The organism is Streptacidiphilus alkalitolerans (assembly GCF_042511045.1).
In the GTDB taxonomy this organism is placed as follows: Bacteria; Actinomycetota; Actinomycetes; order Streptomycetales; family Streptomycetaceae; genus Streptacidiphilus; species Streptacidiphilus alkalitolerans.
Genome location: NZ_JBHEZX010000004.1, coordinates 243,654 through 259,894, shown reverse-complemented (window position 1 = coordinate 259,894; position 16,241 = coordinate 243,654). Strand labels below are relative to the sequence as shown.

10 protein-coding genes are annotated in these 16,241 nt (G+C 73.5%); 8 read left to right on the top strand and 2 right to left on the bottom strand.

What is annotated here, in order from left to right; genetic code table 11:
* Positions 1-7: 7 nt before the first annotated feature.
* On the bottom strand, positions 8-1,213 hold the full coding sequence (locus ACEZDG_RS10635) for a hypothetical protein (protein ID WP_380506061.1): 1,206 nt from the start codon (positions 1,211-1,213) through the stop codon (positions 8-10).
* 86 nt (positions 1,214-1,299) lie between these two features.
* Here ACEZDG_RS10635 and ACEZDG_RS10630 point away from each other — a divergent pair, with 86 nt between their 5' ends.
* The 7 genes from ACEZDG_RS10630 to ACEZDG_RS10600 are packed head-to-tail and all read left to right on the top strand — an operon-like array spanning position 1,300 to position 14,694.
* Positions 1,300-4,617, top strand: a complete 3,318-nt coding sequence (locus ACEZDG_RS10630) for a DUF4132 domain-containing protein (protein ID WP_380506058.1) — start codon at positions 1,300-1,302, stop codon at positions 4,615-4,617.
* A complete protein-coding gene (locus ACEZDG_RS10625) occupies positions 4,614-7,934 on the top strand; it encodes a DUF4132 domain-containing protein (protein ID WP_380506055.1) in 3,321 nt (1,106 codons plus the stop codon). The genes ACEZDG_RS10630 and ACEZDG_RS10625 overlap by 4 nt, the downstream gene beginning before the upstream one ends.
* Positions 7,931-9,091 (top strand): ATP-binding protein, encoded by a 1,161-nt coding sequence (locus ACEZDG_RS10620; RefSeq protein ID WP_380506052.1) that lies wholly within the window; start codon positions 7,931-7,933, stop codon positions 9,089-9,091. Before ACEZDG_RS10625 ends, ACEZDG_RS10620 begins: the two co-directional genes overlap by 4 nt.
* Positions 9,091-11,508 (top strand): DUF5682 family protein, encoded by a 2,418-nt coding sequence (locus ACEZDG_RS10615; RefSeq protein ID WP_380506050.1) that lies wholly within the window; start codon positions 9,091-9,093, stop codon positions 11,506-11,508. The genes ACEZDG_RS10620 and ACEZDG_RS10615 overlap by 1 nt, the downstream gene beginning before the upstream one ends.
* Positions 11,505-11,915, top strand: a complete 411-nt coding sequence (locus ACEZDG_RS10610) for a hypothetical protein (RefSeq protein ID WP_380506047.1) — start codon at positions 11,505-11,507, stop codon at positions 11,913-11,915. The genes ACEZDG_RS10615 and ACEZDG_RS10610 overlap by 4 nt, the downstream gene beginning before the upstream one ends.
* Positions 11,810-12,667: a VWA domain-containing protein gene (locus tag ACEZDG_RS10605; RefSeq protein WP_380506044.1), complete on the top strand. Its 858-nt coding sequence runs from the start codon at positions 11,810-11,812 to the stop codon at positions 12,665-12,667. The genes ACEZDG_RS10610 and ACEZDG_RS10605 overlap by 106 nt, the downstream gene beginning before the upstream one ends.
* A complete protein-coding gene (locus ACEZDG_RS10600) occupies positions 12,664-14,694 on the top strand; it encodes a hypothetical protein (protein ID WP_380506041.1) in 2,031 nt (676 codons plus the stop codon). The genes ACEZDG_RS10605 and ACEZDG_RS10600 overlap by 4 nt, the downstream gene beginning before the upstream one ends.
* 160 nt (positions 14,695-14,854) lie before the next feature.
* Here the strand turns inward: ACEZDG_RS10600 and ACEZDG_RS10595 are convergent, their stop codons facing one another.
* Positions 14,855-15,163, bottom strand: a complete 309-nt coding sequence (locus ACEZDG_RS10595; protein ID WP_380506038.1) for a hypothetical protein — start codon at positions 15,161-15,163, stop codon at positions 14,855-14,857.
* A gap of 314 nt (positions 15,164-15,477) precedes the next feature.
* Between ACEZDG_RS10595 and ACEZDG_RS10590 the strand changes: the two genes are divergently transcribed.
* Positions 15,478-16,185: a hypothetical protein gene (locus ACEZDG_RS10590; protein ID WP_380506035.1), complete on the top strand. Its 708-nt coding sequence runs from the start codon at positions 15,478-15,480 to the stop codon at positions 16,183-16,185.
* The last annotated feature ends 56 nt before the right edge of the window (positions 16,186-16,241 follow it).

Below are 16,241 nucleotides of genomic sequence, written 5' to 3'. Positions count from 1 at the left end.
CCTCCGTTCACCACGGAGGGAGCGCCCGCCCTGCTGCGTCCGCCGTCCCGCTGCCGCCGCTGCCGCCGCTGAGCCGGTCCGCCAGCAGGCAGGCGGCCAGCACCGTCAGCACGAACACGGCGAACCCCCGGAGCGCGGTGGCCTCGTAGTAGGCGTCGGCGACCGCGGACACCGCCGCGTACCCGGCCAGCAGGCCGAGCACGGCGGCCCCGGCCAGGGTCAGCAGCAGTCGGACCGACGCCGTGGCCCGCAGCGCCAGCCAGGCCGCGGTCAGTGCCAGCACGGCCACCGCGCCGAGCGCGACCCACGGGGTGCCGAAGTTGACCGCGTAGCGCACGGCCAGGGCCGGGGCGAAGAAGAGAACCAGGAACCAGCGCAGCCCGGACCCCACTGCGGCGACCGCAGGGCCGGGCGGCGCGCTCGGCCGCAGCCGGCGGGCGAGCGTACGGCAGCCGACCAGGATCATCAGGGCGACCGCCGCACCGGGGAGTTGATGGCCCAACAGGCCGAGGTTGTAGAGCAGCACCGTCCCGTACAGCACCAGCACCAGATAGCCGAGCGCGCCCGCGGCGCCGCAGAACAGCAGCAGTTCGGCGGCCGACGACGCCCGGCCCGGCTCCGCGGCCGTCCCCTGTTCCCGTCCCGCTATCGCGGCGATCCACAGCGGGGTCACGACGGCGGAGACCAGCCTGAGCCCGATGTCCCAAGCGGTGTAAGGGCTGTGGAAGAACCACTCCACCGCGCAGAACACCACCGTGTAGGCCACCGCCGCGCAGCCGAGCAGCGGCGAGCGGGCCACCCGCCGGTACAGTCCGGCGTCGAGCCAGCGCAGCGCCGAGAGATAGGCGAGCAGGCCGAACGGCAGCTCCAGGGTCGCCTGCACCCGCAGCACGCTGGGCGCGAGCAGCCCCGGCGCGGGCCAGACCGCGGCCAGACGGCGGATCAGACTGCCCCGGTCGGTCTCGAACCAGCCGGGGGCCAGGTACCGGGTGACGAACGACGGGTCACCGCCGTGCACCCGCAGCACATAGACCGAGACCAGCACCTCGTTCAGCAGGATCAGCCCCACCACCAGCGCGAGCGCCGCCTCCGGACCGCCCGCGGTCCACCACCGGCGCCGGCCACCGCTGCCCGACGCCCCGCGCCGCCAGATCAGCGAGCCGGCGGCGGAGCCGACGACGGTGGTGTCCACGAGGACGGAAACGATGGTCATGGGGGGCCACCCTAGGGGGTCTGCCTGTCAGTGCCGGAGGCTACGGTTCCGACATCCGATCAGGGAGGTCGGGGGGAGGATCCATCATGAACACCGTCATGGACGAGGACACGTTCACGCTGCCCAGCAGCTGGCACCGGCAGTTGCACCCCCGACGCGGCGGCGTCGCCCGGAAGGTCACCCCGCGCGGCGACGAGGCGTTGCGCGGCTGCGAGCAACTGCTCACCGAGAACGACCTCGTGGTCACTCATGCGCTTGCCAATGCGGCCAGTGACACCGCACTGGTGGAGGCCGCCCGTGCGCACCGCGACGGCACTCCCAATCCGCTCGGCGCCGCCGTCGTCGCCCTCGCCGCGCAGGGTGAGAGGTACGAACCGTTCGCGGACTTCTGGGTGACCAGGTACGGACTGCCGTTCGCCGCCTGCGCGGTGGCCGAGCTGTTCGAACTCCACATCGACCTGATGGGCTCCAGCACCTCGGTCAAGCGTCTCGCCGAGGGTCAGCGGTCGGCGACGATCAACCGGCGTCGCCCGGTCGCCGACCGCATGCGCGCGCTGATCGCGGCCACCGACGAGGAGTCCTACCGGGCCACCGTGACCGCGCTGGGCGCGCACCGGGACGGGATCCGCCGCCGCGTGGTCGTCGCCTACCTGCTGCCCAGCGAGACGGAGTGGGTCACCGAGGCCTGCGCGCAGCCGGGTCCTCACGGTCAGCTCGACGACATCATGACGCTGATGCTGCTGTCCTCGGTGAGCACCCCGGAGCAGCGCTCGCTGATCACCTGGCCGCTCCGACTCGGTTGGGGCGACTGGTCGCTGGCCACCTTCGCCACGCTCGCCGAGGGCCTCGGCACCGATGCCGCCCCGGTGATCGGCCAGGCGCTGGACACCACCTACCTGTCCGGCGACTACCTCAGGACCGTCTCCTCGGTGCTCGCCGAGATCCCCGGTGACGAGGCCTTCGGCCTGCTGCTGGCGCGGATCCAGGACCGGCACGTCCGCGCCGCGCTGTCGGTGTCGGCGAAGCGCCAACCCCGGCGGGCGCTACGGCTGTTGGCCGCGGCGGCCGGCGCACCCAGCGTCGAGACCGCGAAGCCGGCCAGGGAACTGCTGCTGCACGTCATGGCCCACCGCGAACTGGCGGAGGCCGCCCTGACCGAGCTGGCCCCCGAACTCGCCGCAGCCGTCGCCCCGCTGCTCGTCCAGTCCGCGCGGATCGCCGAGGCTCCGGTCGAGGCGCTGCCGCCGCTGCTGGTGAGCCCGCCGTGGACCCGCAGGCGCAAGGCGGCCAAGCCGCGCGTCCGCACCGGCCTGACTCCCCGTCAGGAGCAGCCGCAGGTCGCCTGGGCCGTGGGCGAACAGCAGGACTGGGCCGTCGACCGCTCCTGGCACATGCACCAGTCCCCCCGGCCGGACTGGGACACCCAGATCGAGGCCGTGCGCGCGGGCAGACTGTCGTGGTACCTGGCCGTCCAGTTCTTCGTGGACGGGCCGGCCGAGCGGGTCCGGCCGCTGCTCGCCGACTGGGATCCCGGGGAGAGCTGGGACGCGGTGAACATCCTCCGGCCGATCGTCGCCAAGCACGGCGTACTGGCCCTGCCGCCGGTGCTGCGGGCGGCGGTCCGCAACCCGGCGTCGGCCGGTGTCCTGCTGCTGCCGTTCCTGGACCTCGACACGGCCCGGCTGATGGCCGAGTGGCTGGTCCGGCTGAAGTCCGCAGGGCAGACCGCACGCGGCTGGTTCGCCCGGCACGGGCTGCCCGCGGTGGCGCTGCTGGTGCCGGACGCGGTCGGTCCGGCCGGTGCCGACCGCAGGCGCGCCGAGGCCGCACTGCGGCTCGCCGCCGGACGGCACGGGGCCGAGGCCGTCCGCGCGGTGGCCGCCGAGTACGGCGCCGAGGCGGGCGGGATCGTCGGCGAACTGCTGTCCGCCGACCCGCTGGAGGCGGTGCTCCCGGCCCGGATGCCGGTGGTCGGCGAGTGGGCCGAGCCGGCCCTGCTGCCGCAGATCACCCTGGCCAAGGGCGGTGCGCTGCCCGAGGAGTCGGTGCGGCACGTGTTCACCGTGCTGGCGCTGTCCAAGCCGGGCGACCGCTACGCGGGGCTCGACGTCGTGCTGGAGTCCTGCGACCGCGAGTCGCTGGCCGAGTTCGCCTGGGGCCTGTTCGAGGGCTGGCGGAAGGCCGCGATGCCGCCCAAGGACAGCTGGGCGCTGCAGGCCCTGGCCTGGTTCGGCGACGACAGCACGGTGCGCCGGCTCACCCCCGTGCTCCGGGCCTGGCCCGGCGAGGGGATGCACCAGCGGGCCACCGAGGGCCTCGACGTGCTGGCCGCCATCGGCTCGGACGTGGCGCTGATGCACCTGCACGGGATCGCCCAGCGGGTGCCGTTCAAGGCGCTGAAGACCAGGGCCCAGGAGAAGATCGCCGAGATCGCCGAGACCCTGGGGCTGACCGGCGATCAGTTGGCCGACCGGCTGGTCCCCGACCTCGGTCTGAACGCCGACGGCAGCACCGTCATCAACTACGGCCCCCGCAGCTTCACCGTCGGCTTCGACGAGCAGTTGCGCCCCTATGTGCTGGACCAGGACGGCAAGCGCCGCAAGGACCTGCCCGTGCCCGGGGCCAAGGACGACGCCGAGCGCGCACCCGCCGAACGCAAGCGCTTCGCCGCCCTGAAGAAGGACGTCCGCACCATCGCCACCGACCAGGTGCGCCGCCTTGAGGCCGCCATGGTCACCCAACGCGCCTGGTCGGCGGCCGAGTTCGACGAGCTCTTCGTCCAGCACCCGCTGGTCTGGCACCTGGTCCGCCGCCTGGTCTGGCTGGCCGACCACAACGGCACGGTCCAGTCGTTCCGCGTCGCCGAGGACCGCAGCTGCGCCGACGCCGAGGACAACGCCCTGACACTGCCTCAGGACGCGACCGTCCGGCTGGCCCACCCGCTGCTGCTCGACGGCGGCACCCTGGCCGCCTGGGCGGAGCTCTTCGCCGACTACGAGATCCTGCAGCCCTTCCCGCAGCTCGGCCGCGCCGTCCACACCCTGACCGAGGAGGAGGCCGAGACGGGTCGGCTCAGCCGCTTCGAGGGTGTCACCGTCCCGGTCGGCAAGGTGCTCCGGCTGCAGCAGCGCGGCTGGGAGCGGGGACAGCCGCAGGACGCGGGCGTGGAGTGCTGGATCTCCCGGCAGGTCGCCGAGGACCGCTTCCTGGTGATCGACCTGGATCCCGGCATCCCGGTCGGCGCCGTGGCCGACCTCGGCGACCAGACCCTGGCCGCCGTGGGCCTGGCGGCCCAGCCCGACAGCTACTGGCGCGGCCGGAACGACACCCTGAGCCTGCGTCCGCTCAGCCCGGTGCTGGCCTCCGAGCTGATCGCCGACCTGACCGAGCTGGTGGCGAAGTGACCGTCACGAACTTCACCCTGCCGGTCAGGTGGCACCGGCTGCTGCACCCCCGGCGCGGAGGCATCACCCGGGCGGTGACCTCGCGCGGCAAGGGCGCGCCGAGCACGGTCGGGCAGTGGATCGAGGCGCAGTCGGACTGGTTGGACCGGGTGCTCGGCGACCCGGGCAGCAGTGCCGCGCTGGTGCGGGCCGCCACCGCGCACCGGGCCGGCGACAACGACCCGCTGGGCGCGGCGGTGCTGGCCGCCGCCGTCCTGGGCGAGGACCGCAAGGCGGTGCCCTCGGTGTTCGTGGACGCCTGGGTGGCCGAGCACGGCCTGCCCTTCGCCGCCCGCGCGGTGGTGGAGCTGTTCGACCTCCAGGTCAGCGGGCTGTACCGGTGGGGCTTCCGCAACGGCAACCCCGGCGTCCGCCTGCTCGGGGCACGCAACGAGGAGAGCGTGATCGAGGCGCACCGACCGGCCGCCGACCGGCTGCGGGTGCTGCTGGCCGCCGCCGACGAGGCCGCCTACCTGGAGGTCGTCGCGGCGCTGCGCGACTGTCGCAGCAGCGATCGGCGGCGGGTGATCGTCTCCTACCTGCTGCCGACGGAGACCGCGTGGGCGACCGAGTGCTGCGTCCCCGCCGACAGCTACAGCATGGGCGACTGGGCGCTCCGCTCGCTGCTGCTCTGCTCGCTGGACTCCGCCGAGCAGTGGGAGCTGCTGGCCCTGGACGACTCGGAGAACCGGCCGGTCTGGCCGGACTGGACCGTCGCCGCCCTCGCCACCATCGCCGAGGGCGTGGGCACCGCGGTCGTCCCGCTGATCGCCGACTCGTTGGGGCTCTACAACAGCTCGGCCGGCCAGCGGAAGCTGATGTTCGAGTTCCTCGGCGAAGTACCCACCGACGAAGCCTTCGGCGTTCTGCTCGACTGCACGGACCACAAGTACATCCGCCCCGCCCTGTGGTCCGCCGCCCAGCGCTTCCCCGAGCGCGGCCTGCGGCTGCTGGCCGGGACGAAACAGTCCGCCCTGGTCGCCGAACTGCTGGCGCTGCATGTCGAGGCCCACCGGGACCTCACCGCAGCCGCCCTGCCCGGTCTGGAGCCCCGGCTCGCGGCCGTCCTCGCCCCGCTGCTCGCCGTCCCCGCCGCGCCGGCCCAGGACGGGACTCCGGCCGCCGCCGTCCCCGAACTGCTGCGGAACCCGCCGTGGACCTGGCAGCCCAAGGCCGTGAAACCCCGGGTGGTGAAGGGCCTAACCGCATCGTCCGACGTTCAACTGCGGTGGCTGACGGGTGAGCGGGAGTCCTGGCAGCTCCCGCTGATCCGGCGCCTCTCCGGCATCCCGTCGGGCGGCTGGGACGGCCAGTTCGACCGCCTCCGCGGCGGCAGTCTCAGCTGGCACGAGCACGCCGAGCTGTTTGTGCTGGGCCCGGCCGACCGGGTGCTCCCGCTGCTGGCCGACTGGGACCCGAAGGGACTCTGGGGTGTCGCGGACGTCCTCAGGCCGATCGTCGCCGAACACGGCACGGCTGCGCTGCCCGCGCTGCGGCGGGCGGTGGCCGCCGACTCGCTCAGGACCGGTGTGCTGCTGCTGCCGTTCCTGGACCTCGGCACGGCCAGGCTGATGGCGGACTGGCTGCTCCGGCGCGGAACCACGTCCGGCACCGCCCGCGGCTGGTTCACCCGGTACGGGCTCGCCGCCGCCGCGCTGCTGGTCCCGGACGCGGTCGGGCCCGCCGGGGTGCTCCGGCGGCGGGCCGAGAACGCGCTGCGCTTCCTCGCGCTCCAGCACGGCGCCGAGGCCGTGGTCGCCCTGGCCGCCGTCGAGTACGGCGCGGAGGCAGGGGCGGTGGTCGCCGAACTCTCCGCCGCCGACCCGCTGGTGTTCACCCTCCCGGCCCGGCTGCCGGTGCCCGGCGACTGGGCCGACCTCGCCCTGCTGCCGCCGATCGCCCTGGTCGGAGGCGGTGTGCTGGCGCCGGAGGCGGTGGGCCATGTGTGCACCATGCTGGCGCTGTCCAGGCCCCGGGAGCCCTACGCCGGGCTGGCCACCGTCCTGGAGTCCTGCGACCGCGCGTCGCTCGCCGCCTTCGGCTGGGCCCTGTTCGAGGGCTGGCGGAAGGCGGCGATGCCGGCCAAGGACGTGTGGGCGTTCCACTGCCTGGCCTGGATCGGCGACGAGACCACACTCCGGCAGTTGGCGGGAGTGATCCTGCAGTGGCCGAACGAGGGCTCGCACCAGCGGGCGGCGCAGGGCCTCGAGGTGCTGGCCGAGATCGGCAGCGTCCCCGCGCTGATGCAGCTGCACCGGATCGCCCAGCAGCCGCACTTCCGCTCGCTGAAGGCCAGGGCCAGGGAGAAGCTGGACGAGGTGGCCGCGGCGGTCGAGCTGACCCAGGATCAGCTGCTGGACCGGCTGGTGCCGCAACTCGGCCTCGACGCGGACGGCAGCACCGTCCTCGACTACGGTCCGCGCCGCTTCACCGTCGGCTTCGACGAGCAGCTGCGCCCCTACGTCCTGGACCAGGACGGACAGCGCCGCAAGGACCTGCCCGCGCCCGGGGTGAAGGACGACCCGGTGCGCGCACCCGCCGAGCGCAAGCGCTTCGGCGCGCTCAAGAAGGAGGTCCGCAAGGTCGCCGCCGAGCAGACCCGGCGGCTGGAGGCGGCGATGACCAGCCGTCGTGCCTGGACCCCGGCCGAGTTCCAGGAGCTTTTCGTCGACCACCCGCTGAGCCGGCACCTCGCCCGCCGCCTGGTCTGGGTGTCCGACAGCACCGCCTTCCGGATCGCCGAGGACGGCAGCCTGGCCGACCTGGCCGACACCCTGCTGACCCTGCCGCCGGACGCCGTGGTCCGGCTGGCCCACCCGCTGCTGCTCGGCGACGCCCTGGCCGGGTGGGCCGAACTCTTCGCCGACTACGAGATCCTGCAGCCCTTCCCGCAGCTCGGACGTCCGGTGCACCGGCTCACCGAGGAGGAGGCCGCCGGCACCGGGTTCGGCCGCTTCGAGGGCCGGACCGTCGCCGTGGGCAAGGTGCTGGGCCTGCAGCGGCGCGGCTGGGACCGCGGCGAGCCGGGCGACGGCGGGGTGGAGACCTGGGTTTCCCGGCAGACCGCCGACGGCCGCTACCTGGTGGTCGCGCTGGACCCGGGCATCCAGGCCGGTGCCGTGACCATGCACGGCGACCAGACGCTGACCAGGATCTGGCTGGGCGAGACCCCGACCGACTACTGGGAGGGCCACACCCGTGCGCTGACGCTGGATCAGCTGGATCCGGTGACCGCCTCCGAAGTGATCTCCGACCTGACCGAACTGGTGACGACATGACGACGACCGTGGACACCGGGCAGTGGCAGCGCCCGCCCGCCGAGCTGCGCTACGCCGAGGAGCTGGCCGCGCTGCGTGCCGAGGACCGCGATCCCCGGCCGCCGGGCTGGGAGTTGAGCCTGCGGGCGGCCAGGCGGTTCATCGTCGGCGACGCGGCGGCCGGGATCAGCCGCAAGTTCGTCGGGGCGCCGTCCCTGGTGGACCGGGCGCTGGTGGCGCTGGCCACCAGCCGCGGGCTGATGCTGGTCGGCGAGCCGGGAACGGCGAAGTCGCTGCTGTCGGAACTGATCGCGGCGGCGGTCAGCGGCACCTCCACGCTGACCGTCCAGGGCGGCGCGGCGACCACCGAGGACCAGATCAAGTACTCCTGGAACTACGCGCTGCTGGTCTCCGAGGGGCCGTCCACCCGCTCGCTGGTCCCGGCGCCGATGCTGCGCGGGATGTCCGAGGGGAAGATCGTCCGCTTCGAGGAGATCACCCGCTGCCCGCTGGAGGTGCAGGACTCGCTGCTGTCGCTGCTCTCCGAGCGGGTCGTGGCAATCCCCGAACTCGGCGGGCAGGACGGCATGGTGTTCGCCCGGCAGGGGTTCAACATCATCGCCACCGCCAATACCCGCGACCGCGGCGTCAATGAGATGAGCGCCGCGCTCAAACGCCGGTTCACCTTCGAGACGGTGTTCCCGATCGCCGACTTCGAGGTGGAACTCGCCCTGGTCGAGGCCGAGGCCGGGGCGCTGCTGCGCAGCTCGGGCGTGCAGGCCGCGCCGTCCCGGGACGTGCTGGAGGTGCTGGTGTCCACCTTCCGCGAGCTGCGCGCGGGCACCGGCGGCAGCGGCGGCAGCGGCGGCTACGGGCCGGGGAGCGGCAGCGGGCCGGGGGCCGGCGGCGGGCAGGGGGCCGGCGGCGACCGGCTGACCTCGGTGATGAGCACCGCCGAAGCCGTGTCGGTGGCCCACGCGGTGGGCGTGCGCGGCTGGTTCCTGCGCGGCGAGCCGGGCAACGCCGCCGACGTGGTGGCCTGCCTGGCCGGCACCGCCGCCAAGGACAACCCGGAGGACCTGGCCCGGCTGCGCCGCTACCTGGAGCAGCGGACCCCGCGGCGCCACGGCGCGGCCTGGCAGGAGCTGCATGCCGCGCGGCACCTGCTGGACGACTGATGGACCGCACCGTCTCCTTCGTCTCCTTCGTCTCCTTCGTCGGCGTGCGGCACCACTCGCCCGCCTGTGCCCGGCTGGTGAGCCGCACGATCGAGTCGCTGCGGCCCGCGTTCGTGCTGGTGGAGGGCCCGTCCGACCTCAACGGCAGGCTGGACGAGCTGCTGTTGGGCCATCAGCTCCCGATCGCGGTGTTCAGCCACTACCGCGACGCCGAGCGCACCGCCACCTCCTGGGCGCCCCTCTGCGACTACTCGCCGGAGTGGGTGGCGCTGCGGGAGGGACGGGCGGCCGGGGCCGAGGTCCGCTTCATCGACCTGCCGTCCTGGCACCCGGCCTTCGCCGACCGCAGCAACCGCTACGCCGACGCGGAAGCACGCTACGCCGAGGCCACGGCGCGGCTCTGCGCGCAGTTCTCGGCCGACTCGGTGGACGCGCTCTGGGACCGGCTGTTCGAGGTCGAGCCGGAAGCGGGTCTGGCCGAGCGGCTGGCCGCGTACTTCGAGCTGGTCCGGGGCGACGCGGACGCCGACGACAGCGACCGGGCCCGCGAGCGGTACATGGCCTGCTGGGTCAGGGCCGCGGTGGCGGCGGCCGAGGGGCGTCCGGTGCTGGTGGTGACCGGCGGCTTCCACCGGCCCGCGCTGCAGGCGCTCTGCGCCGAGGAGGGGCGCGGTGAGGAGGGGGCCGGTTCGGACTGGCCCGAGGTGCCCGCGCCGCCGGCGGGGGCGGTCGGCGGGAGCTTCCTCGTCCCCTACTCCTTCCGGCAGTTGGACGCCTTCGCCGGATACCAGTCCGGGATGCCCTCCCCCGGCTACTACCAGCAGCTCTGGGACCGGGGCGCGGAACAGGCGGCGGACGGGCTGCTGCGCGCGGTGACCGATCGGCTGCGGCGGCGCAAGTACCCGGTGTCCACGGCCGACCTGGTCTCGGCGCGGGTGCTCACCCGGGGCCTGTCGCTGCTGCGCGGCCATCCGCAACCGTCCAGGACCGACGTCCTGGACGGCATGGCCAGCGCCCTGATCGCGGACGACCTGGACCAGCCGCTGCCCTGGACCGGACGCGGCCGACTCGCCCCCGGAGCACACCCGGTGGTGGTGGAGATGGTCGCCGCCAGCAGCGGCGACCGGGTCGGCCGACTGCACCCGGACACACCCGCACCACCGCTGGTGCACGAGGTGACGGCGCAGCTGACCCGGCTGGGTCTGGACCGGACCGGGCCGGTCGCCCTCGACCTGATGAGCGCCGACGACCTGACCAGGAGTCAGGTGCTGCACCGGCTGCGCCTGCTGTCCGTGCCCGGATACCGCCGGGTCGCAGGTCCGGCCCATGGCGCCGACCCTGTCTTCGGTGAGCGCTGGGAGCCGGAGACCCCCGGACCCCAGGCCCGCGAGGCGGCGCTGATCGAGGCTGGCGCCTACGGCCCGAGCCTGGCCGAGGCCGCGGTGGCGCTGCTCGGCGAACGGTCCCGCAACGCCGCCTCGGCCGCCGGTGCGGGGGCCGGTCCCGAGGCCGCTGCGGGGGCCGGTGCGGACGGCCTGGCCGCGCTGCTGTTCGATGCCGTGCTGTGCGGGGCCGGGCAGCTCTCCGGCGAGATCCTGGCCGCGTTGGAGGCCGGGGTCCATGACCTGCGCGACCTCGGCACCCTCGGTACCACCCTGGCCACCGCCCTCGGCCTGTGGCGGCACGACCGGGTCTACGGGGTCGCCCGCAGCCCGCTGCTCGCCGCCGTCGTGGACGGCGCGGTGACCAGGGCGATGTGGCTGGTCGAGGGCCTGCACGGCGGCTCGGGCAGCGGCGCCGGCGCCGGTTCGGGCGCCGATCCGGCCAGGCTGCGCGCGCTGGCCGCGGTCCGGGACGCCCTGCTGCACGCCGCCCCGCTGCTGTCGCTGACCAGGGAGGACGCCATCGGCCTGGCCCTGCGGGTCAGCCGCGACCCGGCTGCCCCGGCCGACCTGCGCGGCGCGGCGGTCGGCCTGGTCTGGACCCTCGGCGGGACCGGCGACCAGGCCGCCGCCGTCCGTGCCGCCGCCGACCCGCGCACCCTGGGCGACTGGCTCGCCGGGCTCTTCGCCCTGGCCCGCGACGAGATCAGCGCCACCACCGGCAGCGGCACCAACGGCGACGCGGGTACGGACGGTGCGGAGTCCGTGATCGACGTGCTCGACGGCATCGTCTCCGAGCTGACCGAGGCCGAGTTCCTGACCGCGCTGCCCGCGCTGCGGCTGGCCTTCGGCTACTTCCCGCCGCGCGAACGCGAGCGGATCGCCCAGCGGCTGCTGGACCGGCGCGGTCTGCGCGGCTCCGCCCGCGCACTGCTGCGCACCGGGGCCGACCCGCTGCTGATCGCCCGTGCGAGATCCCTGGAGGACGACGTGACCCGGCTGCTCGACCAGTACGGACTGCGAGGCAGCTCATGACCCCGGCAGCCCAACCGCCGGACGCCGCCGAGCTGGGGCCCGGCCTGGAGCGCTGGCGGCTGATCCTCGGCGCCGCCGCCGAGCGCCGCACCGGTCCGCTCGGCGCCGAGGCCGCCGCCAGGGACGCCGCGCTGGAGTGGCTCTACGGCCGCGACCCCGACCACGAGGCCCGTGGCGTCCGCCGCACCCCGCCCACCCGCGAGGGCGGCCAGGGCCCGTCCCCGGTCACCGCCGTGGACTGGCTGGACCAGATCCACCGGCTGTTCCCAAGGAGACGATCGAGCGGCTGGAACGGGACGCGGTGGAGCGCTACGAGCTCCACGAGATCGTCACCGATCCCACCGTGCTGGAGCGGATCGAGCCCAGTCAGACCCTGCTCCGCGCCGTGCTGCGCACCAAGCACCTGATGAACCCGCAGGTCCTGGCGCTGGCCCGGCGGATCGTGGACACCGTGGTCCGGCAGCTGATGGAGCGGTTGCAGCCGGAGCTGCGCCGCGCCTTCACCGGGACCCGGGCCCGGCAGGCCAGTCGGCACGCGCTCGCCCGTGACTTCGACTTCCAGCAGACCGTCCGCGCCAATCTGAAGCACTACCAGCCGGACCAGCGCCGCCTGCTGATCGAGCACCCGCACTTCCACTCCCGGACCCGGCGGCATCTGGAGCAGTGGCAACTGGTGCTGCTGGTGGACCAGTCGGGGTCGATGGTCAGCTCGGTGATCCACTCCGCGGTGACCGCCGCCTGCCTGTGGAACCTGCCCGGGCTGAAGACCCATCTGATCGCCTTCGACAGCAATGTCGTGGACCTCACCTCGGACGTCACCGACCCGGTGGAGCTGCTGATGCGGGTCCAGCTCGGCGGCGGCACCGACATCGCCAGGGCCGTCGACTACGGCGCCGGCCTGATCGACAACCCGCGCCGCTGCGTCTTCGTGGTGATCAGCGACTTCTACGAGGGCGGCGACCAGTTCCGGCTGGTCCGCACGGTCCGGGCGCTGGCCGAGCAGGGCACCACGGTGCTGGGCCTGGCCGCGCTGGACGAGGAGGCCGAACCGGCCTACGACCGGGTGCTCGCCGGCCGACTGGCCGAGGTCGGCGCGCACATGGGCGCGATGACGCCGGGTCAGCTGGCCGAGTTCGTCGCCGAGAGGCTGGGCCGATGACCCCGACCCGCAACGACCTGCTCGCCCTGGACCCGGACACCCTGGCCGCCATGGCCAACCGCGGCCTGGTGAAACGCGCCGCGAAGGAACTGGACGCGGGCGGCGGCCCCGAGCTGGACTGCGACCCGGACGGGACGGTCCGCGGCAGCTTCCCCGACGGCGCGCGGACGGTGCTGCCGCCCGGCGCGGGGCTGACCTCGGCGGCCTGCGACTGCGGTGCGCCGGGGGTGTGCCGACACCGGATCGGCCTGGTCCTCGCCTACCAGCGCGCGGCGGCCCGTGCGGCGGCCCATCCGGTGGCCGACCGGTCGGCTGACGCACCCTCGGAACCGCCGCCCGTCCTGGACTGGTCGCCCGGCGGTTTCACCGACGAGGCGCTGACGCTGGCCGTGGGCACCCGCGCGGTGGCCAACGCGCGCCGCACCCACGACCGCGGCTACACCGCGCGGCTGCACCGGCCGAGCGCCGGGCAGCCCGCCGCCTGGGTCGAACTCCCCAGCTGCACCGTCCGCTTCCCGGTTCCCGGGGAGCTGGGCCATGTGATCACCGACGCCGCGACCGAGCTGCGCGGCGAGGTCACCGCCCTGGCCGTCTGGGCCTTCCGGGCCGCCGACGGCACCGGCGCCGTCCAGGTGGACGTGGGCGGCCGGGCCGCGACCGCGCCCCCGACCGGCGCGCTGGACGCCGCGACCGCGCTGGTCGACGAGCTGCTGCTGGAGGGCGCGGCACACGCGGGCCCGGTACTGGTCGGCACCCTGCGCCGGGTCCGGGACGACCTGGCCGCCGCCGCACTGCACTGGCCCGCCGGGGCCCTCGGCGACGCCGCCGACCAGTTGGAGGCGTACGCCGCCCGCAGCGCCCGCTACCGGGCCACCGCCTACGCCGACGCCCTCGGCGAACTGCACGCCAGGCACCGGGCGGCGGCCCGTCCGGGCGGAGCGGCGGCCTCGCAGGTGCTGGCCTCGCAGGTGTTGGGCTCGCGGGAGAGCGGGACCACCGCGCTGCGCCGGGTCCGGCTGACCGCGCTGGGGTGCCGGGTCGGCGGGAGCGCGCGGGAGCCGGTCGCCGAGGTGTTCCTCGCCCACGGCGGGATCGTGCTGGTGCTGCGGCGCAGCTGGGCGTCCGCCGCGGCCGAGCCGCCACAGGCAGGCCAACTCGCCTCCCGGCGGCTGCTCGGCACCACCCTGGGCGCGCTGGCGGTGTCCAACCTGGTCAGCGAGAGTGTGACCCGTTCGGCCAGCCGGGCCCTGGTCGTGGGCCGCAGCCGGGTCGCCGCCACCAGCGTCACCCCGCTCGGCGCGGCCTGGTCCGAACTGCCGCCGCCGGTCCTGGTGCGGGATCTGGCCGCCTACGCACGCGGCCTGGACGGGCTGCCGCCGCGGCTGCTCCGGCCCCGGGTGGAGGCCGAGAACCTGCATGTGGTGGAGGTCGCGGAGACCGGGCCGATCGGCTACGACCCGGCACAGCAGCGGCTGGAGGCCCGGATCACCGACCCCGCGGGCCATCCGGCGACGGTGTCCGCCACCTACAACCCGCTCTGCCCCGGTTCGCTGGACGCGCTCGCGGAGGCCCTCGGGACCGGCGGCGTGCGCTACCTCAGCGGCTCGCTGACCCGGTCCGGCGGCGGCATCATGATCGCCCCGGTCGCCGTGGGAACGGCCGACGGCGGCGTGGTAGTCCCCGACCTCGCCCCGTCCGGCGCCGGGACGGAGTTGCCCACCGGCGACCGGGGCCCGTTGGGCGACCCGGTCAGCGCCGCACTGGACAGCGCGCTCCACGCCCTGGCGGACGCCGCCCACCAGGGCCTGCGCCGACTGCGCCCAACCACCCTGACCGCCCTGGACGACGCCGCGAACGCGCTGGCCCGCATCGGCCTCACCGACTCGGCAGCGCTGCTGCGCGAGCTGGCGACGGCCACGCGATCTGATGCAACGTCACTTCTGGCCAGAACGTGGGTAGAAGCCCAGATCCGACTGACCGTCACCACCGAACTCCACCACGAGAGCGGAGCCGGCAGCAACGGTTGAGACCGTTGAGACCAACCCGCCACTACACGTGCGGGCGCTGGCCGCGCTCCTAGCGCGGCGGGTACTGGTTGGCGCCGGGCAGGATGGGCGCTGACGGGAGGGGCCGGGGACCACAGCGCGCGCTGTGGTCCCCGGCCCCTCCCGCGTTCCGACGGACGGCTCAGTCGCGCTGAGCGCGGCGCTTGAGGCCGACGAAGACGGCGCTGCCGGCACCGACCAAGGCCAGCGCGATGCCCGCCAACACTCCGGTGCTGTTGCCGCCGCCGGTGCTGGCGAGCGAGCCCCCGGCGGAAGCGGTGGGGCTGGAGGGTGCGGTGGCGGCGCTGGACGGAGCCGCCGGCGTGGCGGAGGCCGTGGTCGGTGCTGCGGAGACGGTGGTCGGACTCGACGAGGGCGCCGGGGCCGAACTGCCCGAGGCTGAGGCGGAACGGATCCCAGCACCCGGCTGCACCATTCCCGTGTCCATCATCTTTGATATTCATCGGTCGACATCCAGCGTCCAACCGCTACCAGACCATCTCCACCGCCGTGGACCAAGATCGGCGTAGTCCCGGCCAGTACATACTACGTGTGGGTGGTGGCGACAGTTAGGTCGTTGGTCTGATGAGTGCCCGGAAAGTCGCGGATGGCAGGGATAACATTGTTGTTGCCAGTCGCAGTGCGCAGGGTCATTCCGAGCTTGAAGTTGCCGGCGTCGATCCACGCACGGCTACTCGTGGGGGCCTGCCAGCTCAAGACGGACCCTAAATACCCAGAGGGGACCCAGTGTCGTATAATTTGAGCATGGAAGAACTGCTAAATCCCAAGGGCGACAGCATTCGTCGCTTCCTAGAGCGCTGGTACGGCGTAGCAGATAGTGGCGAAAATACCGCCTCCTCTAGAGCTCAGGAAATTCCTCATGAAATAGTTAATTGGCATGAGGCGGCCGCATCCGCGGGGGCAAAGGCCACCTTTCAAGATCACCCGATAGCACTTGCAAACCTCGAGCGATCCGATGACGGGATGATCATCTTCTGGGTCGAGAACCAAAATGGCTACTACTGGGCTATCGACCCAGTCCGAGAAGAGCGCGAAGTATTCTGCCGAGAGGACGCATCGAGCGTATGGCGTAACACCGGGGAGAAGCTCGACCTTTTCCTCCTGCACTGCACTGTCCGTGAAGCCATTATCGGGGCAGAATCTAAGTTCTCCGCAGTGGTGCCAACATCAGCCCTCCAGGGCTGCCTGGTCGGATTCTCCCCTCTGCCATTTCGCCCTCTCGAAAATGAGAACCCTTCCACCCGGCTACTATGCAGCAGCGATGCCTTGGCCAGGGTAAGTCCGCCGCCAGTCGGATACTCGCACGGAGGCGAGGAAAGTTGGCTTCTATCCATTGCTGCAACTTCCGAAAGTAATGTTCGCAAGTATCGCACAAGCCTAGAGTGCTACATTCCCCCCGGGGCGGGGCGCCCACATCCTGCCGAAGTTTCCATCGAGGATATTCCCTTCTAATAATTGGCAAGCATGAAGCCCGCCAGCGAGGCTGTCGTGACCTCGCTGGCGGGCTC